This is a genomic window from Mucilaginibacter pocheonensis (assembly GCF_031456535.1).
Taxonomy (GTDB): Bacteria; Bacteroidota; Bacteroidia; order Sphingobacteriales; family Sphingobacteriaceae; genus Mucilaginibacter; species Mucilaginibacter pocheonensis.
In genome coordinates, this window is record NZ_JAVDUU010000003.1 from 538,519 (window position 1) to 560,595 (window position 22,077).

Genomic DNA, 22,077 nt, shown 5'->3' on the forward strand with positions numbered 1-22,077 from the left:
TAACAGGGAGGGTTATCCGGCTTTTAACGATGTTTTTAAACCGAGAGTGGCAGGATTGGCTTATGTGGCATATTCCCGCTGGTATTTATTGCGATAATCAATTGGTGATAAACCAGTGATGCGTTTAAATGTGGTTCTAAAAGCTTTAGTATCGGTGTAACCCACATTGTACATTACTTCGTTCACGTTTTCGCGGGAGGTTTCAAGGCTCACTTTGGCTGCCTCTATTTTTACACGCTGAATATATTCTGCCACGGTATTGGCTGTTGCCTTTTTAAAACGGCGTTCCAGGTTTCGGCGGCCCAGGGCAAACATCGATGCCAGCTGTTCTACCGTTATTCTTTCCTGGTAGTTTTTTTCAATAAACTCCTGGGCCTTTTTAATGGGATCGTCGGCATGGTCTTTTTGTCCCTGGAAAATAATAAATGACGACTGGGTGCTTCGTTCCATTTCAATTGCAAATACCTTTGAGCTTAAAATTGCCATATCCCGGCCGGCAAATTTCTCAATAAGGTATAAAATAAGGTTAAGATAAGAGAAAGCACCACCGCTTGAATAAATACCCTGCTCATCGGTAATAATCTTTTCAGTAACCAGGTTAACTTCCGGGAACATTTTTCTGAACTCATTAGCAGCCATCCAGTGAGTAGCGCATTTTTTTCCATTAAGCAACCCTGTTGATGCCAGTAAAAATGCACCCATACATAAACTGGCTATTTCGGCGCCATTATTATATTGCTCGGTTATCCAGGGTAAAAACTCTTTATTGTTTTCAACTTCTATACTGATATCACCATCGATTGCAGGGATAATAACCAGATCGGTTTTGGTGACCTCTCCAATTGTTTTGTTAGCATTAACTGTGAATAAACCACCGCTAACAGGTGTTTCTTTGGTAAGGCCTACCAGCTCAACCTTAAAAATGGGTTCTTTGCCAGCGGCCATAAAAAACTGGTTCACCTGCGTAAGCAATTGGCGCGAGCCTTCCAGGCTCCCGAGTATGGCCCGCTTAGGAACCAGTATTGATATATGTTTCATAAGATAAATAGGTTTATAAATAGTCGTAATCAGCCCCTAAAATAGCCGCATTAGCACCTAATACATATGCCAATGTAACTTTAATTTTACAGGAGTTAATTATTAAACTAAAATAAATCAATCATCATGAAAAAGACAAGAATTATTTACTGGATTTTAACCGGACTATTTGCATTCTTTATGTTAGGGTCCGCAATACCAGATGCCCTTGTTATGCCTATTGCTATTGGAGGTTTTAAGGAAATGGGGTATCCTGTTTATTTAATACCATTTTTAGGGTTCGCTAAAATATTAGGTGTCATAGCTATCTTGATCCCTGGTTATCCGCGCATTAAAGAATGGGCCTATGCCGGATTAACATTTGATTGGTGCTACCTATTCCATTATTAATTCAGGTAAATCAGTTGCTAACTGGGCGCCAATGTATATCATTTTGTCCCTTGCAGCGGCGTCTTACATTTATTATCATAAAAAAATTAAAACCGATGGTGCGGATGCAGGTTACCAGGCAAATAGTAATTTGAAAGAAGGAATAAACCAATCTATGGCTTAACCAACGTTAAGCAGGTTGCAATAATTGCTAATGTCTATTACACTTTAATTTGGATATGGTCATTTACATTGTGGGTGCCTGTTGATAAATATTCCAGTACTGATAGGTCATATTAAGCATTGGAGCTAATACAATAGCCGAATTTACGCTGCCTTTAGGATCGGCAGGGGTAATGTAAAGGTCGGTTCCTTTAAGCTTAATAAGATAGGTATCTTTCTTAACGGCAATAAACTCATATTGTTGATTGAGAGTCCCAGCAACCAATGGTTGCTCATTCAGCGGAATATTGGCTTCGGGCGATGTGGATGGTTGAAATGTTTTATTAGTTAAAAGATTTTGTAACTGATATGTATTGGTCGCTGTGTTTTTAAAGCTCCACGTCATACATTTCCAATTTTCAGGATAGTAGGCAACAAGGGGCGTCCCGTTTTTAGACCCCGCATCTTTTACACGTAAAGCATCCCTGTTTGCACATTTTTAATAGCATAATTGCCTTTAATATCCTGCGGGAAACACCTGCCTGTAAATATTAACAGTAGCAATGATAAGAATAAAGCGCTTTTCATGAACATAAACGACTATCTGTAAAACTAAGGCTTAATATAAAAATATGTTTTAAGATGGACGATAGAAAATCTATATAAAAGCCTCTCTCTTGTTTCGATTTTTTCAAAAGGAGTATTACTTTTTATGATGATCTCCGGTTTAGATCAGGCTAAGCAACAGAAAGCATCAAAATAAAACCGTAGTAGATTAACTTATAGCGGCACGTATAATCACCTAATTATCAATGTTCTACCTTTCTGTATTGTTAAAATTCAACGTGTTTTTTATTCATCGGGCTAATTTTGCTTCATACTTGCCCGATAAATTTGCCGTTTAGTTACCGGTATAAGATAATAGGAGGGCTATCGCATTTTAAACAAAATGAGTGTTAAATCCGATATTTATCAATGTGTTACATTCAACTTAGGTTGAAATCACGAATATTTTTTATGTTTACAAAAAAACAAAACTTAGCTATGAAAGCTTTAAAAACACCCTTATTTCCCCTGATCCTTGCATTATTAACAATTACAGTACTATCATGTAAATCAAAAAAACTGGCACAAAAACCAGTGCCTGTTGAAAACGAGCAAACGTACGCTCCGAAGCCTCAACCTGCTCCGGCGCCAGCTCCTGCACCAAAGGAAACGCCACCTCCACCGGCTCCTAAGCCTAATTACAATTTCAGCAATATCCAGTTTGAATTTAATTCGGCTGTATTAAAAACAGCGTCTTATCAGAGTTTAGATCAGGCTGCTGCCGAAATGAAGAAAGACAAAACCGTAAAGTTTATATTAAATGGAAATGCCTCTGCCGAAGGTACGCCAGAACACAATATGGAACTGTCAATAGAACGAGCTAATTCTGTAAAACTATACTTAGTGAACAGCGGCATCAACGGAGACAATTTAACCGTTAAAGGCCTTGGTGAAACTAATCCTATAGCTGACAATACAACTGAAGAGGGACGGGTACAAAACCGCAGGGTTGAAATCAAGGTTAATCAATAATTGATATAAACCTCCTGTTTATATAATGCCCCGGTAACTGTCGTTACCGGGGCATTATGCTTTATGGCTGGCAACCATTATGCGTGTTAACCCGTAATGATAAATACGTGGTAAAAACAATTTGTTCGGCAATTGAAGCATATTATTAAGGGCATCTTAACCCTTCTGAATACTCGGGAGAAAGCAGGATTGTATAAACTTATTTTGTACGATTTGCTTATCAGTATACTTGACATCGCTTTTTTGGGGATGTTGCTGCTGGTAGTTGGCTTTTATACATCCAACAAACCGGTGAGTCCCACTTATTCATTTTTACCGGCCGGATGGTTTAATAAAAACTCTTTACTGCTGATTGGTTTATTCCTTGTTCTTTTTAGCCTCAAAAACAGCTTTGGTTTTTTTATATTACGTTTTCAGCACCATTTTTTTTATAAGGTAGCTTCAAGATTATCTAAAAAGAATATCATCAATTACCTCAAAGATGATTACATAAATTTTGTAACTGTTGATTCATCCATCCATATCCGGAAAATAAGCCAGCAGCCCGTTGAGTTTAGTCATTATATTCTTACCAATGTTCAGCAGGTAATATCTCAAAGCATCCTTATCATATTTACGGTGAGCGCCATTCTTATCTATCGGCCGGTATTGTTTTTATTATTGCTCATATTATTGCTTCCACCGGTTTTTGTGTTGGCCTATTTCATCAGGAAACGGTCAAAGCAAGTTAGGGGGCATACAAAACTTGCCAGCGAAAAAACAATTCAACATCTGCAAGAATCTCTTGCTGGATTCATCGAAAGCAATATTTATGACAAAAGCGACTTTTTAACCAACCGGTATCACAATTATCAGCAACAGTTAAATAACAATCTGGCAGCGCAGCAAACCCTGCAGGTGTTACCATCACGCCTGGTTGAAATTTTTGCGGTATTTGGCTTTTTTATATTAGTGCTCGTCAATAAATGGTCGGCTCACGGGGCGGTTATTGATCTGTTAACCATTGGTATCTTTATGGCATCTGCCTACAAGATAATACCGGGCATCATTAAAATACTAAATAGCACCGGTCAGATAAAGACCTATGAGTTTACACTAAATGACCTGCTGGCGATAGAGGATATTGCAGCGGTAGTCAGTCCTTTGCCAAATGTTATTTCATCTGTAAAATTTGATAGGGTTAGTTTCAATTATAAAGACCAGCAAATATTAGTAAATACCGATCTGCAACTTAACAAAGGCGATTTCGCAGGCATATCAGCCATATCAGGGCGAGGTAAAACAACGCTTATCAATTTAATTCTGGGTTTCTTAACGCCCAACGCGGGCAGTATCATGATCAATGATCAAAAAACTGACACGAGCACAAGAAAGCAGTATTTGCAAAGAATATCCTATGTAAAACAACAAGGCTATTTTATACATGATACTATTCTTAAAAACGTTACGCTAAGCGATAACGACTGTGATCCTGAAAAATTGGCTATGGCGATTTCTATTTCCGGACTTGACACCCTGTTAAATGGCAATGCCGAAGGCTTAAATAAAATGATAAGGGAAAATGGCAGGAACCTTAGCGGCGGCCAAAGGCAGCGGATTATGCTGGCCCGGGCATTATACCATGATTTTGATATGCTTATACTTGATGAACCTTTCGGCGAAATGGATCAACAGGCAGAAGACGCTATACTATTACAATTAAAGCAGTTGGCCGCATCGGGCAGGATAATACTGTTTATTACCCACAATAAAGCAAGCCTTAATTATTGCAACAAACTGATAACGCTGGAATGAACAAGCAAAAAACATTAGTGATACTTACTCCTGGTTTCCCGGCCAATGAAGATGACACCACCTGTATACCATCTATGCAAATTTTTGTAAGGGGGCTAAAACAAAGCAAGCCTCAGTTGCACGTTGTTGTCATTAGCTTTCAATACCCTTTTACTGCTTCAACGTATTCCTGGTATGGGGTTGAGGTGATAGCGCTTGCCGGTAAAGGACGGGGACAGTTGTTCCGGTTAGTTACCTGGCGGCGTGTGTGGCAAGCTTTGAAACAACATCATAGCAGGTATAAAATTGAGGGGCTGTTAAGTTTTTGGATAGGGGAAGCCGCCTTTATGGGCAACAGGTTTGCTAAAAAATACAATTTACCCCACTACACCTGGCTGCTCGGGCAGGACGCAAAAGCGGGAAATCATTATGTAAAGCAAATAAAACCCGAAGGGAGATCATTGATAGCTATATCTGATTTTTTGGCAAAAGAGTTCAGAATTAATTACGGTATAACACCCGAACACGTTATTCCCACAGGTATAGATATTACACTTTTTAGCGCGTTACCCGTTAAAAGGGACATCGATATCATAGGTGTGGGCTCGCTCATTCCGCTTAAGCAATATGGCTTGTTTATCAATGTAATTAAAAGTCTGAGTAATAAATTTCCAAACATAAAAACGGTTATCTGTGGCAAAGGCCCGGAAATGGAGAACCTAAAAAAACAGATACACAAATTAAAATTGGGGAATAATATCCAACTGAACGGAGAGCTCTCACACCCTGAGGTGCTTGCGCTCATGCAACAATCTAAAATACTTTTACATACCTCCGAGTACGAAGGCTACAGCACTGTTTTGAGCGAGGCGCTATACGCGGGGTGCCATGTGGTAAGCTTGGTAAACGCCATGAATACCCGTCCGCCACAACACCATGTGCCCGATAACGCGGAACATTTACCCGTGATCATTGCGGACTTGTTAAGTGATAACAATTTGCAGCATGAAAGAGTATTGGTTTATCCTATCCAGGTTATAGCTGCAAAAATAGCCACTTTATTCGGTCATTAAGCGGGTGCAGATATCGAATAATCCGTCAGCTATATTTTTGAAGGTCAGGTTTTTATTAAAGTGATCTAAAGTATTTATGGAGAGTTTTTCGCGGTCAAGGTTATTAACGATGCCAAGCAAACGCGCGAGCGCGCCGGCATTACCACAAGGATAAAAGAAAACGGATTTACACGCCCCTGCAATTTTTTGATATGATGGAATAGCGGTGACAACAGGAATACAGCCACAGGCCATAGCTTCTAAAAGAGCATAGCCGCTGCCTTCTTTATGGCTACCCGACAGGTAAAAATCAGCGGCGCTGTACCAATAAGGCAATTCGGTATTGGGCACTTTGCCAACCAATATTACCGCGTTTGCTAATGTTTTACTGGTTGCAAACATAGCTATCACCTCATTCAACATATCATCCGTTTGATAGATCATGTAAAGCTTTGCATCAGCATTTATTTGCAGATACTGTTCAAACCCGGTTAAAACAGTAATAGGATCTTTGTTGGCGTTCAATCTGCCTACCCACAAAAAATTGGTTTTACCGGTCATGCCTGTGCGTTCTTTACTTGCCGTTTTATCTTGCGGTTTAAAAGTGGTTGATGCTTCCAGTAATTCAAATATATGGGCATTGGGCTTCAGGATATTTCTTTTTTTCCATTTTTCGGCATTCCCGGCGGCGGTAAAAATGAAGGCGTTTGCCAGATTACAAGCTAATTTTTGCAGCCGTCCCTTTATACCGTCAAAAGGTAATTCGCCATGATGTTGGATAATTATTTTGATATTTCCGCCGCAAAACCACCGCAGGAACATCACTTGTAAAGGGAAAACAAACCCCTGCACCAATATTATATCCGGCTTTAGTTCCGTTATAAGTTGGTGTGTTTTTACAGAAACAAACCAAAACCGGTTAAGTCCCTTTAAAAAGTAGTAATGAACGCCGTTAACAACGGCATATTTATGAAAAGTGGCATGTTTGACAAAAGTAAAATGGAGCCGGTTTTTAAGATAGGAAGCAAAAGCCAAAGCTGGTGCATGATTTTCAGCAACCTGCACAGGCTGATCATAATTAAGGTGCGTGTAGTAAGTAAGATCAACCAGTTTTATCAATTTTATAGTATTTGATGGTTAATAACTTCAACAGGGAAGGGAAAAGCAGGTAGGTATGACACAATCAATTCAATCAGTTCGCCTAAATTCCCTTCTATATACTTAAACACACCGTTTATTTTTATCAGGCTGAAATGCCTGCCCCTGAGGTGGCGCGCCAATTGTTCAAAGAATTGCTGATCAAATAAACGGATGCTTCCTTCGTGCATCACCAGTAGCAGGTCTGCTGGCGTAACCTCATAAAACGAATCAAGGGCATTTGAGTTTCCCTTTCTGCATGCTATTACAATATCGGCATTTTTACCTTCGTACAGGTCACCTGTATTTATATTCCAGATTTTTGCCGCTGTTGAATTGAGCGAATGATATAATTCCTCATCAGACAACAATCCTGTTTTGCGGGCCATAGCAATATGGTCCCAAATGTTCCAGTTACTGGTTAGCGTGGAGTCAGTGCCAAACAAAACATCAGTATGTTGCTTTAGCTGCTGTACCGGGGCGGTTTTATTCAGCAGAAAATAATTTGATTCGGGGCACCATACTATGCCCTTGAAATTAGACGCCTGTTTTGCCGTCATGGAAACCGCATGGATACCAATAAGGTGCCTGTGCAGCTTATTCCAGTATATCAAACGGTCAATCTCATCCGCGGCAGCTTCATCCGTTCCTTCGCCCGTATGAATCACCACCGGCAGATTTTTTTTTAACGGATTATTCAGCTTAAGTTTCCAGGCTTTTTCAAAGGCTGCTGAGTGTAGGTCGTGGGTATCTTCATAAACTGTGATCAAAGCGTTGTTCATGGTTAACCGTTTGCCATGGTTAACTACCGTTGTTACCCCGCAAAGCAGGTTTTTGTATACTCCCCAAAGTGTACGCAGATGTACAGGTACTTTTAATACTTCGGCAATTTCATGTTTAAATTGCTGGTGTATATAAGTGCCCCACTGGGTGTAGTTTTTGTAAAAGCGGTTGCCCAGTTGCGGGAACAAATTAAAGTCAAGATGGTCATGCGAGTTGATCAGTCCGGGAAAAACAATGGCATCGTCAAAATAAAGCTGAAACGCGGTAATATCATCAGTGATTTTGGTTGCTATTTTGTCAATTTTATTACCATTTATCCTGATGTCTACAGCATGTCCGCTATCAGCCAATTTTAAGCCATGGAGTATCATTTATGCCTTTTTTAAATGAATACCATATATCACCGGGAACCCTTTATATTTTTCAAACACATGCAGGGCATTTTGCCTGGCATAAAAGGATTTCATGTCGTCGTCAATTTTAATTTCCTCCTGGCTCAACAAATAAAAATTGTTTTTTAGCAATGCTTCTTTGATGGTATAAATAGGGTGTACATAGTTGCGTACAGCTATAACGGTTTTATTATGCTTAAAGGTTCTTTTACCGCCTGATGCCAGGGTATGCGGATGAAAATCGGTGATGATGATTTCGCCTCCGCTTTTCAGCAAACGGCTCCACGCGTGTATAGCCTCGTCGATATCTTCAATATGGGCCACTGTAAGGGTTGATATGATCAGATCATAAGCAGCATCCGCAATACCCGAAAACAGGTTGTCGGTAATAAGGCTGGTGTGCGCGGCAGGATATTTTTCAGTTAGCTTTTTGAGCATTCCGCCCGATACATCAAAACCGGTTAAGCCGGCTGGTTCCTTGCTGAATATTAAAGGCCAGTGCCTGCCTGTACCGCAGCCAATATCTGCAACCTGCCTGCCTTTTACATTTACCTGGCCAAATAAGTAAGAAAATAATTTGCCATCAAGATGAAGCATCAGGTTATCGGGCTGCATATCGTATTCGGCCGACCACAGGTCATAGGCTTCTACAACGCTTTTCTCGGTTAATGCAGGGGTTGATATCCTGTTTTGAATGTAATGTTTTATAGCGGCTAACATGCTGTTGGTCTTTATTACAATTACGGGTTTACAGTGCTTGAGGTTGCCCCGGCCTTTTTATTAAATACATGAGGCAACCACGGCGAATTTTGGAGCGTAATATATTATGAACCCTCTGCGCAATAATAATGGGTTTATGAAAGCGGCAGGTTTAAGGCATTTATCATATTGAAAGTAAAAATGATATACCCGTTTAATTAGTTACGGGCTTTATCAACTAAAAAATACAAAAACAGGTATGAATAAGGTATTACTCTATAATCCAAAGAGCGCGGTGGCTAAACACCGTATCCCTAATTCGATTTTAAATATAGCTGCCTCAATTGAAGGAAAGTATGACTGGGTAATTGTTGATGGTAATTGTGAAACAGATCCCTTACAAAAAATAGAAAGCTATTTGCAAACCGGCGAGTTTGGCTATGTGGGCTTTACAGTGATGCCGGGGCCGCAATTAAGGGAGGCAATTCCAATGTCAAAGGCTATTAAAGCAAAATATCCGTTTACCGCCATGATATGGGGAGGTTACTTTCCATCAAGCCAGCCAAAAGCCGTTTTAACTTCGGGTTATGTTGATTTTATTATAAATGGCCCGGGCGACCATGCTTTTCCGCAATTGATCGATGCACTTGAAAACCATAAGCCTTATGAGTTTATTAAAAACCTGATCTATAAAGCTGACGGCAAAATAACTAAAACCATTAAGGAAGACCTCATTGACCAGGACTCATTACCACCCTTGCCATATGATAAACTGGGCACCTTTTATCCAATAAACAAATACCTTGGTAAAACTTACCTGGGAGAGCGCACTATGGCTTACCATTCCAGCATCGGTTGCCCTTTTACCTGTTCTTTTTGTGCCGTAGTACCTATTTACGAGGCCCGCTGGAAAGCTAAGTCGGCCAAAACAGTATATAATGATATTAAATATATTAAAGATAAATGGGGTGCCGATGCTATTGAATTTCACGACAACAATTTTTTTGTATCTGAAAAACGAGCTGTAGAGTTTGCAAGGCTCATAGAGCCCGAAAATATGACCTGGTGGGGGATGGCCCGTATTGACACTATGGACAAATTTAGTGACGCTTCATTGGCCCAGATACGCAGGGCCGGTTGTAAGATCATTTTTTTTGGCGCCGAAAGCGGCAATGATGAGATACTGGAGCAACTGGATAAAGGGGGCACTCAAACCGGCGAACAGATCATCCGTTTTGCGGAACGGTTAAAAAAGTTTGACATTACCCCTGAGTATTCTTTTGTATTGGGCACCCCCGCGGCAACACCTCAAAAAGTACAGGCCCAGATAGATTTTGACATCAATTTTATTAAACGGGTAAAAGCGGTAAATCCGAACACGGAGATAGTGATCTATACTTATACGCCCGTTCCGACCGAAGGATCTGAGTTGTTTAAACAGGTGTTAGAACAAGGCTTTGAATATCCGCAAACGCTCGACGATTGGATGAGCCCGGCCTGGGAAAGCTTCGACCTGCGTAAAAATCCGCTTACCCCGTGGCTTAAGCCCGAAATGATAGACAAGATCAGAAACTTTGAAACGGTACTTAACGGGGTTTATCCAACCGTTACCGATATAAGGCTTAACGACCTGAAGCGGAAGTCGATCAAGTTACTGTCAAGCCTCCGATATAAAGCAAATCTGTATAAATACCCGTATGAAATAAAGTTGCTGCAAAAGTACTGGAAGTACCGGCAACCCGAAATTCAAGGTTTTTAATAGCGTATCAAATTTGGAAAAAAACGGAACTGATATGGCCCAAGCAACTATCCAGACTGCCGATGAAGCTTTGGAAGAGATGTATATTGCCATACGCGAAAAGGAGGGAAGAACATATACTGATAAGCAGGTGGCACATCTGCCTTTCATTGATGCCGACCACAAGCACTGCAGAGAATGGAACATGAGGCAGCGTTCAAGCTCGCGGTTGATGAATTATTTGCAAGATATGCGTAAACCGCTTAACATAATTGAGGTGGGCTGCGGCAATGGCTGGCTTGCTGCAAAGCTTGCTGATATGCCAAACGTTAAGGTTACCGGACTTGATACCAACAGAGTTGAAATTGAGCAAGCCAGGCGGGTATTTAAAAGATCAAACCTGCAATTTATACACAAAGGGTTTAACCGCGATGTTTTTGATGGGAAACAGAAGTTTGATGTGATCATATTCGCTGCTTCGCTGCAATATTTTCCATCGGTAAGAACAGCGATATCTGATGCCTTTGCCTTACTAAATCCAGGTGGCAAAGTGCATATTATAGATACGCCTTTTTATCAAAAACATGAAGCGGAGAGATCGGCATTGAGGTGCAGAAAATATTACGACGATATGGGCTTTGCCAGCATGGCCGATCATTATTTTCATCATTCCATTAGCAAGTTCAACGTTTTTAAACATAAAATTTTATTCAACCCCGGCAGCTTTTGGAACCGCTTGATTAAAAAAGATAGTTTTTATTGGATAATGTTAAAACCCTAATCATGGCAGGCCAGTCATTATATCATACTTTTAAGCGCTACCGCACCTTGCAAACGCATAAGATATTAGCACTGCCCATTGTAATATTAATGCCTCACAGCGCCTGTAATTGCCGTTGTGTGATGTGTGACATTTGGAAAGACAACAAAAATCTGAAACAACTAACCGAAGCAGACATCAGTGGCTTATTATCATCCCTTAAAAAACTCGGCACCAGGCAGGTACTCATGTCCGGCGGCGAGGCCTTGCTAAATACCAATTTTTTTGAATTGTGCCGTATCCTTAAGACCATTGACGTTAAGGTAACTTTATTAACTACTGGCCTGTCTATCAAAAACAATACGGAGCAATTACTTACATGGGTTGATGATATTATTGTTTCGCTTGACGGTGATGAAGCACTGCACGACGCGATCAGGAATATTCCAAACGCGTTCCGAAAACTCAGGGAGGGAGTGGAGCACATAAAAAAAATCAAACCCGATTACCGTATTACCGGGCGCACTGTGATACACCGGCTTAATTATCGTAACTGGCCGGCAATTATTGCCGAATCAAAAAAAATGGGGCTTGACCAGATAAGCTTTCTGCCTGCCGACGTAAGCAGTCATGCCTTTAACCGCCAGCAGGCCTGGACTGAACCCAAGCAGGATGAGATATTGATACCGGAACAGGAGTTGCCCGAGTTAAATGAGATTATCAGTTATTTATTAACAGAATACAAAAAGGATTTTGATAGTGCATTTATTGCCGAAAGCCCCGAAAAGATCAGGAATATATATCACTATTACGCTGCATTTTATGGATTGAATGCCTTTCCCTATAAAAAATGCAATGCTCCGTGGGTATCAGCCGTTGTGGAAGCCGACGGTGCAGTACGGCCCTGCTTTTTTATGGAATCAATGGGCAATATCAGAGATACATCATTAAATAATATTTTAAACAGCGATGAGGCTATCGCTTTTCGCCGGTCGTTGGATACGTTAACAAATCCAACGTGTGTAAAGTGCGTCTGCTCGCTTAACCTGTCGCCATTAACCAGTCTTGCTTAATTATGGAACAGTTAAATCATATACTTTTTACACATTCGTACTTTTTGCGTTTTGATCCCAAGCAGTGGGCGCAGGGGCAGCCTTACGCACCCCTGGGTACATTATACGCGGCTTCTTTAATGCGGCAAAACGCTTATCAGGTATCTCTTTTTGATACCATGTTCAGCCACACCCCTGATGAAGTTACCGAGGCCATAGATAAAGCCAGGCCGGGCTTTTTTGTGATATATGATGACGGGTTTAACTACCTTACCAAGATGTGCCTTACCAATATGCGCGAAGCCGCGTTTAGAATGTGTAAACTGGCAAAGGCGAGGGGTTGTACGGTGATCGTATCCAGCTCTGACTCCACCGACCGCTTTAAAGAATATTTGCAGGAGGGAGCCGATTTTGTGATTATCGGCGAAGCTGAACACACCCTGCTGGAATTGGTTAATGCGATCAAAAACGGTATCAAAGATTTCACCATTATACAGGGCTTGGCTTATATTAACCAGGGTGTACCCGTTAAAACTTTTGCAAGGCCGGTACTTAAGGACCTTGACAGCTTGCCACTGCCCGCCTGGGACCTTATAGATATAACGCCGTACCGCGAATGCTGGTTAAAGCACAGGGGCTATTTCTCACTAAACGTTGGAACCACACGCGGCTGCCCTTTTAAGTGTAACTGGTGTGCTAAACCTATTTATGGCAACCGTTACAACTCGCGCAGCCCCGAAGATGTGATTGCCGAAATTAAATTACTGAAGACCCATTTTAACATGGAACATATATGGTTTTGTGACGATATTTTTGGGTTAAAACCTAACTGGGTTGTGCAGTTTGCAAAATTAGTGGAGCAGGAGGATCTTAAATTCAGGTACAAGATACAATCAAGGGCCGATTTGCTTTTGGATGAAGACACGGTAAAAGCCTTAGCCGCCTCGGGTTGCGATAATGTTTGGATAGGTGCCGAAAGCGGCTCGCAAAAAATACTGGACGCGATGGATAAAGGGATCACTATACAGCAAATAGTTACGGCAACACGGCTGATGAAAGCACAGGGAATAAAACCATCATTTTTTATCCAGTTTGGTTATCCGGGCGAAACCAAAAAGGATATTACACAAACTATCCGCATGATCAATGATCTGCTGCCTTATGAAATTGGTATTTCTGTTTCGTATCCGTTACCCGGCACTCTGTTCTATGAAAAAGTAAAGGCCGATCTTCAGCAAAAAACCAACTGGACCGACTCTGACGAGATGGCGCTGATGTTTCACAATACTTATAGCGCGGCTTATTATAAACAGCTGCATAAATATGTACATCAAAATTACCACGCGCACCTTGCGAAATATAATCTTGTAAAACTGCTTAGTAACCCTTTTAAAACGAATGTAAAGCGCATCAGGAAGGCAGCCTCTGTTTTTTACCATGCGCCGGCCATGATGATAGCGGGTTTTAAATTAAGCCAACTCGAAAAAGCATCATGACAAATATCAGCATAGCAACCAATAATGAGGCCAGCGCTGCAGATGCTTTTACCAGGCAATCGGCGGTGTTTGACCAAATATATTTGGGCAATACCATTATCAACTACAAACGCGCGAGGGTAAGGCAACATATACTTCAATACCTTGCGCCAGGCAGCAACATACTTGAGCTAAACAGTGGTACCGGCGAAGATGCTATATATCTGGCTAACGAGGGCCACAAAATCCATGCAACTGACATATCAGGCGGGATGCAACAGGTATTGGAGAAAAAGTCGGTACCATTCCGCCACAGGATCAGTTTTGAAACCTGTTCGTTCACACAGCTTGACCAGTTGCAAAACCGGGGCCCGTTCGATCATATATTTTCCAATTTTGGAGGCCTCAATTGTACCGGGGAATTGCAGAAGGTATTGCTTTCTTTTGATAAGTTGCTTAAACCCGGAGGCAAAGTAACCCTGGTTATTATCCCCGGATTTTGCCTGTGGGAAACGCTGCTCGTTTTTAAAGGAAAGTTTAAAACCGCGTTCCGCAGGTTCTTTAGCTCCAAAGGCAGAACAGCCCACATAGAAGGCGCTTATTTTAAATGTTATTATTACAACCCGTCATTCATTATCAATACATTACAGCAATCATATAAAGTATTGAGCTTAGAAGGCTTGTGTACCCTGGTGCCGCCATCATATATTGAAGGATTTGCCGAAAAGCACCCCAAAGCCTATAACTTCCTGAAAAATAAAGAGGATAAATTAAAAGACAAACGGCCCTGGAAATACATGGGCGATTATTTTATCATTTCGTTGCAGAAGAAATAATAAGGGCAGTCAGATTAATAAACAACTTGTGGCATTCCTTATAAAATATTTACCTGTAAAAGGGTAAATATTTTATAAATAAAGTGGTGTATATCAAATGATAATATTATTATCTTAGTAAAAACACCAGCCATGAAACAAAAGACCATAACCTTTGGGATAACGTTATTATTGATCAATGCAATTATTACTGTTGGCTGCAATAATAATCCTAAGATTGTTAAGCATAATGGCGAAAAAGATCTGATCTCTTTTAGATCAATAAAAGGAATTAGTTACACGGAGGTTAATCGCCGTCAAAAAAATGGCCTTTCGTTTAATGAGGACGGCTACCAGTTAGAACCCCAATGGAAAGTAAATTTCGTTTCAGATGATTCGGTAAGTATATATAGCGCCATTAAAAAACGCTTTTTGAATTTTCCACTCTCACGGGGATATGATTCTGTTTTTAACACCGCCCGAACCTGGCTGAAAGTAAAGAAGATGAGTAAAGACAGCCTGGTATTGGAAATGCTTAAAGCCCAAAATGATACGGTTGACCTCTCCGGCGGCGGAGTTTATATGACTTTTTACGCTGATAATTACATGAAAAATGTACTTAGAAGTGATGCAACCGCACTTGGGCATACCAGCAGAAAGGACACTTTGTTCATAAGATCATTAGTAAATAAAGCTAATAACGATATTAAAAAGGCTTTTGCAGCGAGACAACCAGTTACGTTTATAAGCAAAAGTCCATCAGTTAAATTAGAAAAAAGGAAGACAGAAGGAGATATCCTTAATAATTTCAACACCTCTGCTGATTACTTGTATCCAACATTTGATATTGTTATCAATAAAGCATACAGAAACTTTCAGTATTCATTTTCTGTATATGTTGATGAGAAGGGGCAAATGCATTATGGAGAACCTTTAATTGCCTTTGTGGGTGAGTCTCTCAGGCAAAGATATATTCATGAATCACAGGCTATTATGAATACTTATCTTAAGTATTATTTACAGGTAATTCCGGGAAAAACCTTAAATATGCCTCATACAAGCGTTATAAGTATTAATGTGAAAGGAAAAGCTGACGCCCTTGCCATGAGATGAAATAAAACCGGCGAGTAAGTATATGAGTCGTGTTCTTGACTTAATTGGCCACGCTATGGTGATTCTCAACCAACAGTTGCGCTATCTTTGTTTCATACCGGCTGATCAGTTTAAACTGGAAATTTTCAGGGTCGGGCTTTGCGTAATGTTTTCCAGTTGCCATGGCCAAAAGCATCCCGTGATTGTTTAGCTTTTTTTCGGCCGTTTTGCGGTTCCATCTGCTTGTTGTAATTTTCATTAACCGATTATCGAGTTTTTCGCCCCAATAATTGTTAAATAACCATTCAATTGTACTTTTTAATGCCATTTTAGTTAAACTTTTTGCTGTTGAAACCCGCATAATATGGTTAGGCAAGTAATTACGGGTCCAGGCGTTGGCGGCAAAAAAATCAGCAAACGTAGTATCTCCCTGTATGGGGATTAATGTCACAACTTCGGTAGCTGTATAAATGTTTTTTTCGGGAATTTCCAGTTGCTGCTCATCAATATAGTAGTTCATGCAAAGATAATTTTCGAGCTTAACCAAAAAGGCCAGCTTTTTAAAGCAATGCATTAACGTACGTGCTATCCAGAGGCGGTTTGGAGCAGTAATAATAAACAGGTCAATATCAGACTCGTCATCGGCATAATTCTTTGACAGCGAGCCCGAAATGGCAATCCCGCGCACATAGGGAAATTTGATTAAAATATTACCAACCTTTCTTGCGGTTTTTACCATTTCAAAAGCCTTCTGATTTCCGTCATTTCTGCGTTGTACCAGGTAAGGGTCGTTTTTTAGGCTATAAAATTTATCAAAACGATAAATGAGCCTGTTGCCTACGAGGCATGCCATAGCGATATCAAATAACGCGGATTCATACTTAACCGGTAAAAATAAAGCTATTTCTTCTCTTGTAAGCGGATAGTTAAATACGTCAAAGTAGGCCAGCGTTGCTAATATGTTTTTTTTAATTTCTACCAATGTGCCAATGATTTAATAGACATTTACTAATATGACGTAACAGTTAACTCGTTGGTTGCCACAGGGCTTAAATAATCATGAGGGGTTAGTTTGCCTTTATTAACTATTTGATCTTCAACATCAGAGAAAATGAAAAAGGAGAAAAAAAAGCTGTAAAACATAACGCCTTTGTCCATGTCGAGTATGTTTTCAGTGAATGAAACGATGATTATCACCAGCATAAAACACACAAACAACCCATCCTTTTTTTTGACAGAGGCTTTAATACCGTAACCAAGTGTTAGTAAATAAACCAATAGTCCCCATACACCGGACTTTAGTAAAAAGCTGATATACTGATTGTGGCAATTTAATCCGTATAGGAAGGAACTATATAACTTGGCATTATAAAAATCATCTTTTAATAATCCAATTTCAGACCCCGAGCCATAGCCTGCCAGAGGTTTTGCTTTTATGCGCTCAGCTGCAACAAGCCAGCGTTCAATACGTGAATCTGAATTCCGGGGTTCCTTTTTATTTGCGGAAACATCGTCCTTTAAAAGAGTTACATAACGCTCTCTGAATATTGGTATACTCAAGATACAAGTAGCTACGATCAATGAAATCCCTAACCCGGCTAATATGAACACCTTTTTGTTTTTGCCATTTAGTGAGTAATATGGCAATACAATATTAACCGCGATCAATAAAACAAAGAATATTGATTTTGAACTGAGCTGTATTATGCCACACAGGAGGATAAGGCTGCAAATGGTGTAGAACAGTTTCAATTTTTTTGACGGCACACCCTGCATTAAAAGGCACAATAGGTTAACCAATGCTATAACTAACTGAAAAGAAAAAAAAGTGGCATGTATATTAATAGGACCCGAAAAGTTATGATTGGTAAAACCTTCGGCAAAAATTGCATTTAGCGGCAGGTGATAGTATCTGATTGTTATAAAGGCCTCTACACACAGAAAAAAAACAGTTGCCGTGCAAACCAACGAAAAGATCAATAAAAGTTTTTGTTTATATTTTTTTAAATCAAGTTCATTAAGTGAGAAAAGTATGGGAAACAATAAAACAGGTATGCGCAATGTCCATTCTGTAAATGCGGCCGGAACGTTTATGGTATAAATAGTGGCAATTATGGTAACAAATAAAACCGACGGCAATATCAACATCCGCAAAGAACGCAGGGATCTCAGCCTGTCTTTTTTTAGATGGATTAATGTATGTAATGTAAAGCTAATGAGTATGATATGACTATAAAAAAGATCGAACGGTAAACTTGCCATTAGCATCACTAAATGGTAAAAACTGATCTTATTCTCTTTGGTATCACTAATAAGCAATAACTCTTTCATCAATTGTATGTTTATAGCGTTCGTTCGTACTAATTATAAATGATCGTCAACATTTTACCCGATACAGAACATATAGAATGCACGCATAAAACTTTCCTGGTTCTTTTATAATTCCGTTTAATTCATGGTTACAATACAGATTTATAAGCTTTTAAGGTCTGTGAAGCTGCTTTTGTCCATGTATATTTTTTTAATATACGATGCCTTAAATTTGCATTGTATGGTGCCATGCTTGCCTGTTCTACCGCGTTAAGAATACTTTGAGGGGATGATGGTTCGCAATAAAACGCGTCATCAGCAAAGTACTCACGCACGTCGCCCTTGTCACTGGTCACAATATTACATCCCATCAATGCAGCTTCAATCGAGCTAAGGCCAGTGGTTTCAAACCAACTTGGCAGTATGTGCACTTTAGCTTCCCTGTAATATTTTACCAGTTCATACTGCGGCACTTGATCAATAAAGGTTATGTTACTGGCTGCTATGCTGCGACATTCATGGTAATATGCCAAATGATTAGGCGCAGGTGAGCCTATAAGCAATAAGCGATAAGAGGTATTATTAAGGGCTCGTATTAAATTTAACTGATTTTTTATTCCTTCAATGCGTGCAGCACATATTACCAGTTTTTCATCCTTTTTGATGGACGGATCATACTGAAACATATTTTGATCAGCACCATTGGGTATTACAAGATGATTTACCTTGCGCTGATAAGATTGAATTACACGCCGGTATTCTGATTCGGAATTTGGCAATATCATAGCCGCCCGGCTCAATATGCTTTTAATGCTTTTACGCTGACCAAGCCAGGTATAGGAGAGGCTTGCTAAACTATCGCGCCCAAGCAGGTATCTGGCTATTGATTTAAGATATTCGATCGTATCAGTTGACAGATAACGCAGAAGTCGGCCAGCACCTTTGCGATGATATTTGTCATATTCACCATAATTACACAAAATAGTAGAAACTACATAAGGCTTACCGGCTTTCTGACTATGATACAAAATATCCGCAGGACGGGTAAGATTAAAAAAATGCAGCAGGTCATATTTATGATAGAGGATACTTTCATTAGCAAGCCTTATTTCGGCTGTTATGCCCATCTGTGACAGGTGCCGGGCTGTTTGTACTGCCTGGATGGTATCTCCGCCAGGTACTGTATAAATAGTTGACCTGGTAATAAAGGCTACTTTAATCATTTCCTGTCCTCCTTTTATGTAACCAGTTGATCATGTTTTCAGGCAAATAGCTAACGGTGTATAATAAATAGTTATCTAACCGTAACGGAGATGCGCTGATGGCCTTTGCTACATGCATACGTGCTTTTTGCGGATGGTAATTATTGACCAACAATTTTTTTGCACATAACGCATAATAAGAGCCCAGTTTAACTTGAGGCGAATATTGCTTTTCGCCTATCTCAGCAAGCCGCTGACCATCATGTGATGTTATACTGCGCTTTTTAAGTGTTGTATATTTTATTTCAAGGAATTTTCGCGGCCGCCATTTCTCATCAATGGTAACAGACTCGGGGTTTAATCTTAGTTTGATAAGCGGTTGTGAGAAATTACAGGCTTTTTGATTTTTAAGGATATTTACCCATAAAAAATGGTCTTCAAAAGTATAAGCATGCTCATTGTATCCGCCGGCCTTTAATACTACATCTTTTTTATAAAACACCGTAGAGTGTATAAACGGACAAACTGAGCGATCTAACTGTTGAATATCCTCGTTGTGAATTGCCGGTGGGTTTGAGGTAAAAAGATAGGTCCCATCCATGTCCATATAATCAGCTGCAGAACCTACGATACTGTAATCGGGATTATTTGTCATAAAATCATACTGCAATTGCAATCTTCCCGTATGGCAAATATCATCGGCATCAAACCGGGCTATGTATGTTGCCCGTGCATATTTTAATCCGGCATTGAGCGCGAGGGCCACACCCTTATTGGCCTGGTATATCATTACTATCCTGGGGTCCTTAAATGACCTCACAATATCAGCAGTATCATCAGTGGAGCCATCATTAACAATCAGCAATTCAAAATCTGTAAAAGTTTGCTGCAAAACCGATTCAATAGCATCCCCGATGTATTTACCGGCATTATATGCAGGCATTAAAACAGTTATTTTAGGGACATCAAAATTCATTACCAAGAGATTCAATAGTTTTGTGTTCTTTTATATTGAGCAATAAAAACAATTCAAAAACCACCATTACTGATAGTTGCTCAAACCAGTAATCAGTGAACAAAACAGCCAGCATTAAAAATAAAATGGGTATACCGTATGTTAGCTTTTTGTATTGCTTTGCAAAAAAGCCCAGGTACCAGATCATAAATACCATAAGACCAATTAAGCCGTACTCTGCAATTAATTGGTCATACACAGAAAAAGGACTGTTGGTTAGCGAATGGAAGCCCGATCTTTTACTAAAATAATTGAGGTACAGATCAAGGTGGTTAACCAAAAAATTATGATTGATGTAAGTGTAGTTGTCCGGATAACCTCCGGCAAAACCAAGTCCTGCCGCCCGGAAAGCAAGTTTTGATGAAAAATTACCTATACCTACACCGGTAATGACATTGCTGAGATGCCCTTTAAAAAGATTGATGGTTTGTAAAAAGGCTGTTGCTTTTCCCGGTAGCAATGCAGCATAATTGCTATTACCTGATATCGGCAGCGAATCTTTGTGTATCTTAATAAAATTAACCAACTGCTTTTGCTCCGGAGGAGTTTGTGTGCTGCTTTGGTAATAAGGCCCGTTGATATCCGGCTCCTGAATGGCTATGCGCCCACCGTCGGCCAGGTAAAGGTTTTTATAGGGTCTAAGGCCTTTTTTATAGCGTATTGCACTTAATATTTTACCAACGCTGTCAAGATACAAAGTGGCTATCTTTTGTTTACGCTCTTCCTGGTTCAGGGTACTGTCGGGCCTGAGCGTTAGCGGTATATTAATAACCGCAGCAGGTTGTGGAAATGAGATGGAATCCGCGTCGGCGCGTTCGCTTTTATGAATTAAATGAGATAATGATTCTGTAGTGTACTTGTTGTTTTGCGGTGATATCCTGGCCATGAAAACCACGAGGAAAACCAACGATATTACCACCAGGCTTTTTTGATAACGATTGGTATTAAATACAAATAGCAGTAAAAGTATAGGCAGTAAAATCAGGTTAATAAAGTTGCTGCCGGTAAGCAGTAAGGTGGCCATACAAACCAATAACATTACCGCATTTTTTCTGGTCAAAAAATAAATGACTCCAATGGCATTAAGTATAGCATTGGTAATTGACGTATCAAACGTAACTCCTTTTATATAATCGCCGGTACTGATAAAGTATTTTTGATACTCTCCCTGATAGGTATAAGGATTAATGTGATGTGTTTTAAAAACGATAATAGCAAGGGCACACGCAGATAATACGGCGTTGACAATAAAAAAGGCTAGTATGGTTTGATGAATAACTTGGGGAGGATCATTATCAACCGCCAGTTTGATGTGGTGAATGGCTAATATGCACAGCAACCAAAAAACAATCCCCGAAAGTAGTAGTACATTATAATTGGTATTGCTATAGTTTTTACTAATAAGCCAGTTAAAAATGGCTATTGCTATAATTAGTGGGTAAAAAAGCGGCAGCCGCGAGTTTTTAAAACTGAACCCGAATTTAAAGTTGCCTTGCCATAAGCTAAAAAAAACGATAACCGGAATTTTAACGATGAGCTTTACATTCAAGAACAATAGCAAAAAGACAAGAAGCCTCCAATCTACCTTATCTTTTATTTTATTGGTGTAAAAGGCAATTAATCTGGTTAACATTC

At 39.9% G+C, this 22,077-nt stretch carries 20 protein-coding genes; 10 read left to right on the plus strand and 10 right to left on the minus strand.

Annotated features, from left to right (window positions below; translation table 11 throughout):
• Positions 1 to 60: 60 nt before the first annotated feature.
• Entirely contained in the window at positions 61 to 1,038 is a 978-nt protein-coding gene (locus tag J2W55_RS15640; protein ID WP_310097434.1) for a GlxA family transcriptional regulator, read from the minus strand.
• Between the two features lie 126 nt (positions 1,039 to 1,164).
• Between J2W55_RS15640 and J2W55_RS15645 the strand changes: the two genes are divergently transcribed.
• Positions 1,165 to 1,428 (plus strand): DoxX family protein, encoded by a 264-nt coding sequence (locus J2W55_RS15645; RefSeq protein WP_310097436.1) that lies wholly within the window; start codon positions 1,165 to 1,167, stop codon positions 1,426 to 1,428.
• Positions 1,429 to 1,654: 226 nt separating this feature from the next.
• Here J2W55_RS15645 and J2W55_RS15650 read toward each other — a convergent pair whose 3' ends face one another.
• On the minus strand, positions 1,655 to 1,975 hold the full coding sequence (locus tag J2W55_RS15650; RefSeq protein ID WP_310097438.1) for an RICIN domain-containing protein: 321 nt from the start codon (positions 1,973 to 1,975) through the stop codon (positions 1,655 to 1,657).
• 638 nt (positions 1,976 to 2,613) lie between these two features.
• Between J2W55_RS15650 and J2W55_RS15655 the strand changes: the two genes are divergently transcribed.
• The 3 genes from J2W55_RS15655 (at position 2,614) to J2W55_RS15665 (ending at position 5,993) form a co-directional block, all read left to right on the plus strand.
• On the plus strand, positions 2,614 to 3,147 hold the full coding sequence (locus J2W55_RS15655) for an OmpA family protein (RefSeq protein WP_310097439.1): 534 nt from the start codon (positions 2,614 to 2,616) through the stop codon (positions 3,145 to 3,147).
• A gap of 213 nt (positions 3,148 to 3,360) precedes the next feature.
• A complete protein-coding gene (locus J2W55_RS15660; RefSeq protein ID WP_310097441.1) occupies positions 3,361 to 4,941 on the plus strand; it encodes an ATP-binding cassette domain-containing protein in 1,581 nt (526 codons plus the stop codon).
• Positions 4,938 to 5,993: a glycosyltransferase family 4 protein gene (locus J2W55_RS15665; RefSeq protein ID WP_310097443.1), complete on the plus strand. Its 1,056-nt coding sequence runs from the start codon at positions 4,938 to 4,940 to the stop codon at positions 5,991 to 5,993. The genes J2W55_RS15660 and J2W55_RS15665 overlap by 4 nt, the downstream gene beginning before the upstream one ends.
• On the opposite strand, the gene J2W55_RS15670 is transcribed toward J2W55_RS15665, so the two are convergent.
• From J2W55_RS15670 to J2W55_RS15680, 3 genes are read right to left on the minus strand one after another with little or no spacing between them, the layout of a single operon-like run.
• Positions 5,979 to 7,091: a glycosyltransferase family 4 protein gene (locus J2W55_RS15670; protein WP_310097445.1), complete on the minus strand. Its 1,113-nt coding sequence runs from the start codon at positions 7,089 to 7,091 to the stop codon at positions 5,979 to 5,981. The two genes, J2W55_RS15665 and J2W55_RS15670, sit on opposite strands and share 15 nt — an antisense overlap.
• Positions 7,092 to 7,093: 2 nt before the next feature.
• A complete protein-coding gene (locus J2W55_RS15675; RefSeq protein ID WP_310097447.1) occupies positions 7,094 to 8,263 on the minus strand; it encodes an amidohydrolase family protein in 1,170 nt (389 codons plus the stop codon).
• Positions 8,264 to 9,004: a class I SAM-dependent methyltransferase gene (locus J2W55_RS15680; protein ID WP_310097449.1), complete on the minus strand. Its 741-nt coding sequence runs from the start codon at positions 9,002 to 9,004 to the stop codon at positions 8,264 to 8,266.
• Positions 9,005 to 9,242: 238 nt separating this feature from the next.
• Between J2W55_RS15680 and J2W55_RS15685 the strand changes: the two genes are divergently transcribed.
• The 6 genes from J2W55_RS15685 (at position 9,243) to J2W55_RS15710 (ending at position 15,936) form a co-directional block, all read left to right on the plus strand.
• On the plus strand, positions 9,243 to 10,742 hold the full coding sequence (locus tag J2W55_RS15685) for a B12-binding domain-containing radical SAM protein (protein WP_310097451.1): 1,500 nt from the start codon (positions 9,243 to 9,245) through the stop codon (positions 10,740 to 10,742).
• A gap of 34 nt (positions 10,743 to 10,776) precedes the next feature.
• The gene (locus J2W55_RS15690) at positions 10,777 to 11,502 is read left to right on the plus strand and encodes a class I SAM-dependent methyltransferase (RefSeq protein WP_310097453.1); all 726 of its coding nucleotides are present in this window, start codon (positions 10,777 to 10,779) and stop codon (positions 11,500 to 11,502) included.
• Between the two features lie 2 nt (positions 11,503 to 11,504).
• Positions 11,505 to 12,554 carry a radical SAM protein gene (locus J2W55_RS15695; protein WP_310097455.1) on the plus strand — a complete coding sequence of 350 codons (1,050 nt, stop codon included), beginning with the start codon at positions 11,505 to 11,507 and terminating at the stop codon, positions 12,552 to 12,554.
• 2 nt (positions 12,555 to 12,556) lie between these two features.
• Positions 12,557 to 14,029, plus strand: coding sequence for a B12-binding domain-containing radical SAM protein (locus tag J2W55_RS15700; protein WP_310097457.1), 1,473 nt, complete (start codon positions 12,557 to 12,559; stop codon positions 14,027 to 14,029).
• A complete protein-coding gene (locus tag J2W55_RS15705) occupies positions 14,026 to 14,844 on the plus strand; it encodes a class I SAM-dependent methyltransferase (RefSeq protein ID WP_310097461.1) in 819 nt (272 codons plus the stop codon). The genes J2W55_RS15700 and J2W55_RS15705 overlap by 4 nt, the downstream gene beginning before the upstream one ends.
• A 171-nt stretch (positions 14,845 to 15,015) precedes the next feature.
• Complete coding sequence (locus tag J2W55_RS15710; protein ID WP_310097464.1) at positions 15,016 to 15,936, plus strand: hypothetical protein; 921 nt, start codon at positions 15,016 to 15,018, stop codon at positions 15,934 to 15,936.
• 40 nt (positions 15,937 to 15,976) lie between these two features.
• Here the strand turns inward: J2W55_RS15710 and J2W55_RS15715 are convergent, their stop codons facing one another.
• From J2W55_RS15715 to J2W55_RS15735, 5 genes are all read right to left on the minus strand, one after another.
• Positions 15,977 to 16,897, minus strand: a complete 921-nt coding sequence (locus J2W55_RS15715; RefSeq protein WP_310097467.1) for a hypothetical protein — start codon at positions 16,895 to 16,897, stop codon at positions 15,977 to 15,979.
• A gap of 26 nt (positions 16,898 to 16,923) precedes the next feature.
• Positions 16,924 to 18,246, minus strand: coding sequence for an O-antigen ligase family protein (locus J2W55_RS15720; protein WP_310097469.1), 1,323 nt, complete (start codon positions 18,244 to 18,246; stop codon positions 16,924 to 16,926).
• Positions 18,247 to 18,374: 128 nt separating this feature from the next.
• Complete coding sequence (locus J2W55_RS15725) at positions 18,375 to 19,448, minus strand: glycosyltransferase family 4 protein (RefSeq protein ID WP_310097472.1); 1,074 nt, start codon at positions 19,446 to 19,448, stop codon at positions 18,375 to 18,377.
• The gene (locus J2W55_RS15730; RefSeq protein ID WP_310097475.1) at positions 19,441 to 20,403 is read right to left on the minus strand and encodes a glycosyltransferase; all 963 of its coding nucleotides are present in this window, start codon (positions 20,401 to 20,403) and stop codon (positions 19,441 to 19,443) included. The genes J2W55_RS15725 and J2W55_RS15730 overlap by 8 nt, the downstream gene beginning before the upstream one ends.
• Positions 20,393 to 22,075 (minus strand): hypothetical protein, encoded by a 1,683-nt coding sequence (locus J2W55_RS15735; protein ID WP_310097478.1) that lies wholly within the window; start codon positions 22,073 to 22,075, stop codon positions 20,393 to 20,395. Before J2W55_RS15735 ends, J2W55_RS15730 begins: the two co-directional genes overlap by 11 nt.
• Positions 22,076 to 22,077 lie beyond the last annotated feature (2 nt).

Coding starts and splice junctions, on each gene's coding strand:
- J2W55_RS15640 (WP_310097434.1), bottom strand. CDS start 1,038: ATGAAACATATATCAATACTGGTTCCTAAGCGGGCCATACTCGGGAGC.
- J2W55_RS15645 (WP_310097436.1), top strand. CDS start 1,165: ATGAAAAAGACAAGAATTATTTACTGGATTTTAACCGGACTATTTGCA.
- J2W55_RS15650 (WP_310097438.1), bottom strand. CDS start 1,975: ATGACGTGGAGCTTTAAAAACACAGCGACCAATACATATCAGTTACAA.
- J2W55_RS15655 (WP_310097439.1), top strand. CDS start 2,614: ATGAAAGCTTTAAAAACACCCTTATTTCCCCTGATCCTTGCATTATTA.
- J2W55_RS15665 (WP_310097443.1), top strand. CDS start 4,938: ATGAACAAGCAAAAAACATTAGTGATACTTACTCCTGGTTTCCCGGCC.
- J2W55_RS15675 (WP_310097447.1), bottom strand. CDS start 8,263: ATGATACTCCATGGCTTAAAATTGGCTGATAGCGGACATGCTGTAGAC.
- J2W55_RS15680 (WP_310097449.1), bottom strand. CDS start 9,004: ATGTTAGCCGCTATAAAACATTACATTCAAAACAGGATATCAACCCCT.
- J2W55_RS15685 (WP_310097451.1), top strand. CDS start 9,243: ATGAATAAGGTATTACTCTATAATCCAAAGAGCGCGGTGGCTAAACAC.
- J2W55_RS15690 (WP_310097453.1), top strand. CDS start 10,777: ATGGCCCAAGCAACTATCCAGACTGCCGATGAAGCTTTGGAAGAGATG.
- J2W55_RS15695 (WP_310097455.1), top strand. CDS start 11,505: ATGGCAGGCCAGTCATTATATCATACTTTTAAGCGCTACCGCACCTTG.
- J2W55_RS15700 (WP_310097457.1), top strand. CDS start 12,557: ATGGAACAGTTAAATCATATACTTTTTACACATTCGTACTTTTTGCGT.
- J2W55_RS15705 (WP_310097461.1), top strand. CDS start 14,026: ATGACAAATATCAGCATAGCAACCAATAATGAGGCCAGCGCTGCAGAT.
- J2W55_RS15720 (WP_310097469.1), bottom strand. CDS start 18,246: ATGAAAGAGTTATTGCTTATTAGTGATACCAAAGAGAATAAGATCAGT.
- J2W55_RS15725 (WP_310097472.1), bottom strand. CDS start 19,448: ATGATTAAAGTAGCCTTTATTACCAGGTCAACTATTTATACAGTACCT.
- J2W55_RS15730 (WP_310097475.1), bottom strand. CDS start 20,403: ATGAATTTTGATGTCCCTAAAATAACTGTTTTAATGCCTGCATATAAT.
- J2W55_RS15735 (WP_310097478.1), bottom strand. CDS start 22,075: ATGTTAACCAGATTAATTGCCTTTTACACCAATAAAATAAAAGATAAG.